We start from the raw sequence: 4,074 nt of genomic DNA, 5'->3' as shown, positions 1-4,074 counted from the left end.
TTGTTTTTTAAAAGAATCGAAACAACCTCCCTTGCGAGAGGGTTGTTCTGTGAGAATTGTTGTGTTGTGACAGGATTTCTCGCCCACTGCCTTTTTTGCTTCATAGTCCTTGATGGCCTTGGGATCCGTCACATGATGAATTCCCAGCGCATTCTGGCGATCAACCTCTTTGGACACCGCCCCATCCCAAGTATTGGCCATTGAATGGGGCTCCCAGCCCACGATATTTTGCATGCTCATCATAAAGGCCGCATCCATGGGCTCAGTGGACGTGTTTTTCAGGGTCACCTTATAGACCACAACCGGGAGCGAGCTTTCCCGATAATTCCCCTTGATAACGGGTGAGAAGCTGTTTACGCTCACCTTTCCCGGCAAGGCTTCTCCCTCATAGACATGCCATTCTCGTGGATAAAGCGCATGATAGCTTCCCTGGTCTGCAGCCAAATCCCATTTCCAATCGGTCAGCTTGGTGGTATCTCGATTGGCATCGGTATTGAGTACCGACGAGAAGGTGCGAGAGGGTGTTTTCATAAAGAGATGCATTTGGCTGGCTTGGTTCTGATTTTGCGTATCTTCCACATTTTGTCGAACGGTGGTCATGCCCACCCGGCGAAATGAACCTTGCGGTGTTCGCTCAATCCCACCGGTACCGATTCCGCCTAGCATTAACCCGTGACGGAAATCCACATTTGACATTCGCATATAGGCTACGCGGTTTTGTCCCCGAATAGGCTGTGTCCCCAGTGGCGCATCGTAGGCTTGCGGGGGAATACCTGCTGTATCCACTTCGGATGCCCCGAGCATGTGCATCACCTTCTGGGCCACAAGTTTGGCGGGATCACCCACGTCTTGACGCGTGGCCTTCATGGCTTCACCGATTAACCGTTGAAGGTCAATGGGGTTGATGATGGTTTTTCCGTCTGGGGCCAAAAACCCCTTTTCGATCAGCTCATAGGAAAAGGGTTTGTTTTTTAAAAGAATCGAAACAACCTCCCTTGCGAGAGGGTTGTTCTGTGAGAATTGTTGTGTTGTGACAGGATTAAAGTACCCAGATACTTGTTGAGTTTCAGCCATTTTTATCTCCTTTTTCTGACTATTTGACTAGATGTCTTTGGAACGCACTAATATTGTTATCGTGCGAGAGACCCCGGTTGGATCAGAAAAATGAAAAAACAGAAAATGACAGCGCCAACATCCCGGCAGCAATAAACAGAATCGGATAGCCTTGAAAGTATTTTGGAATTTCAGCCTCAGCCAAGCGCTCCTGAATTCCGGCCATCATGAACAGCACAAGCATCACACCACATCCGCCACCCAGCCCAAATCCAATTGCTTCAATGAAATTATATTGGCTCTGCCCCACGAGCAAAAGCCCACCCAGCACCGCACCATTCATCACCATCGATCCGAAGTAGGGGAGCAAGCGATCTCTCAGCTTCGGCGAATACGTCCCCAGAACTCGCAGAATCGTGGGGATCAGAATAACCATGGTGATCACAAAGATCAGCAACTGTAAGAACTCAGCATGAAGAGGCAAGAGGATTCCTTTCTGAATCAGCCAGGTGACGGCACTGGCAATCGGCATAATGATCATCAGCGTAAGTCCAAGTTCAATGGCGGATCGATAGTCAAATCGCGGTGCGACGGCTGCATCAACTCCCAGCATTCGAATCAGCACAACGTTGTTCACTAACGCAGCCTGAAAGAAAATCACCCACCACTCAACCATTCGTTACCCTCCGTACCTCAATGACATCCTTGATCATCTTGAGTTTGGCAATGACCCCTTCGAGCATCGATACGTCCAGGATGTTCAAGATGAGATTGACCACTGCTTTTCCCGATGCGGTGGTACGGATCTGGCCGTTCAAAATATTGATTCGCATTTCCGCAATCCTTGCCACAATGTCATTGAGCAATCCCACACGGTCATAGCCCAGAACCTCCAGCGCTAACTCGAAATGTCCTTTGTGCCCCTTGTCCCACTGTACCCGGATCAATCGTGCCCGATCGACATGTTTTAAATTATGACAATCCATTCGATGAACCGCAATCCCTCGCCCCTTGGTGATATACCCCATGATGTCATCGCCCGGAACCGGATTACAGCATCGACTCAGGTAGGTCAATACGTCGTCCCCATCTTGAACGATAATGCCTGCGTTCTTTCGTTTTAGTTTCTCGGTCTTCCCTTCCTGAATCGCCTCTATTGTTTTTACCAAACGGTCTTCTTCTCGAGGCGCCTCAATACGGTCATCTTCTTCCTTCGTCTTTTCCTCAGCATAAATGGTGGTGTTTTTCTTGAGCCATTGCTTGATTTTGTTTCGTGCCGATGACGTTTTGACGATAGATAGCCAGGAGAATCGGGGGCACGCGACATTCGAGGTGATGATTTCGACAATGTCGCCATTCGTCAGCTGAATATCCAGGTTCACGATTTGCGTATTCACCTTTGCGCCAATACAGCGGTGACCGATCTCGGAGTGTACGCGATAGGCAAAGTCCAGCGGTGTTGCAGCGGTGGGCAGTTCATACACGTCGCCTTTTGGCGTAAAAACGAAGATTTCATCGGTGAAGAGATCTATTTTGAGATGTTCGTAGTAGTCTTTGTTATCAACATCATCATGTCCTTCAACCAACTCACGAAGCCAAGCCATTTTCTTTTCGAACGGCTCCTCTTTCACTCTGCCTTCTTTGTATCGCCAATGTGCGGCAATGCCAAATTCCGAGATACGGTGCATCTCCTCCGTTCGAATCTGCACCTCCACCGGTTTTCCTTCCGGGCCAATTACCACCGTATGAATGGACTGATACATATTCTGTTTTGGCATGGCGATATAGTCCTTGAACCGGCCCGGAATCGGCTTGTATCGGGTATGCACCGTTCCTAATGCGGCGTAGCACTCTTTCACGTTCCCAACGATGATTCGAATCGCATATAAATCATATAAATTTTTGATACTGGTGCGCTGCTTGATCATTTTGTTATAAATGGACCAAAAATGCTTGGGGCGCCCGTCTACCCTCGGCGAGATGGATTCTTCTTTTAGGAACAGGGTTACCGTCGAAACAAAGTTTTGAATATACTGTTCTCGCTCTTCGCGTTTGGCCGAGATTTCTTGTTTTAACTTTTGATAATCTTGTTCATAGAGAAATCGGAAACATAAATCCTCCAACTCCCACTTGATATTCGACATCCCTAAGCGATGAGACAGTGGCGCATAAATATCGAGGGTCTCGCGTGCGATTCGTTTTCGGCGATCCTCCTCGAGATACTTGAGGGTTCGCATGTTATGGAGGCGATCCGCTAGTTTAATAATGATAATTCGGATATCTTTGGCCATGGCCAAAAACATTTTCCTAAAGTTCTCGACTTTGGCTTCCTCAGCGCTTGAAAAATTGAGACGTCCGAGTTTGGTTACCCCTTCAACGATATGGGCAATATCTTCACCAAACGTTGCTTGAATCTCCTCGGCCGTAATGGGAGTATCCTCAACAATATCGTGAAGCATGGCTGCAATAATCGTTTTCTCGTCAGCCTCATAATCTGCCAGAATCTCGGTCACCCGAATGGGATGCCAAATATAATCCTCCCCTGATTTTCGGGTCTGCCCCTGATGTGCATCCATGGAGTATCGAACCGCAGATAAGAATTTTTTGAGATTAAAGTCTTTGTTATAGTGGCGAATCGTCTTGGCGATCGAACGGATTTGATAACGAAGAGAAGCGTCCATGCCTCCAATATACCAAAAGCACCCCTACCACGCCATAGCGCTAATACGGGGCATCGATGGTTCAACCGATGGGGTATCCGAGAAAGCCAACTCCGCCCGACGAAAAACCAAGTCTGCTTCTGCGGGCACATCCTCATCCGTGTATCGTCCCGAACCCCCTTCAAAGGTCAAGGTTGAGTTGGTTCGATGCCGCGCTGGAGGGGCCGAGCTCATGAAGTCTGCCGCGGCGAGTCGCAATTGCTGTAGGGTTACCCCCGGATTGCGTCCATTGCTTTTCAGGGCAAGATAAACCAAATAGGGTGGGGCGTAGATGGGAGCGTGAATCCCGGTTACGCGTCGA

Annotated in this window: 4 protein-coding genes; all 4 read right to left on the bottom strand. The window is 48.6% G+C overall.

The genetic code is table 11. The annotated features are described in order from the left end of the window. The coding region (locus tag EJP87_RS14315) for a GH116 family glycosyl-hydrolase (protein ID WP_227657657.1) at positions 1–1,074 on the bottom strand (1,074 nt) is incomplete at its 3' end. Between the two features lie 82 nt (positions 1,075–1,156). Then, positions 1,157–1,729, bottom strand: coding sequence for an Rnf-Nqr domain containing protein (locus EJP87_RS14310; protein WP_130472544.1), 573 nt, complete (start codon positions 1,727–1,729; stop codon positions 1,157–1,159). Next, complete coding sequence (locus EJP87_RS14305; RefSeq protein WP_130472543.1) at positions 1,722–3,734, bottom strand: RelA/SpoT family protein; 2,013 nt, start codon at positions 3,732–3,734, stop codon at positions 1,722–1,724. Before EJP87_RS14305 ends, EJP87_RS14310 begins: the two co-directional genes overlap by 8 nt. A 24-nt stretch (positions 3,735–3,758) precedes the next feature. Further along, the coding region (locus EJP87_RS18655; protein ID WP_227657656.1) for a hypothetical protein at positions 3,759–4,074 on the bottom strand (316 nt) is incomplete at its 5' end.

This window comes from Candidatus Magnetaquicoccus inordinatus (assembly GCF_004217665.1).
Classification (GTDB): Bacteria; Pseudomonadota; Magnetococcia; order Magnetococcales; family Magnetaquicoccaceae; genus Magnetaquicoccus; species Magnetaquicoccus inordinatus.
Note: the sequence above shows the minus strand (reverse complement) of the source record. Positions and strands in the feature narration are given on the sequence as shown.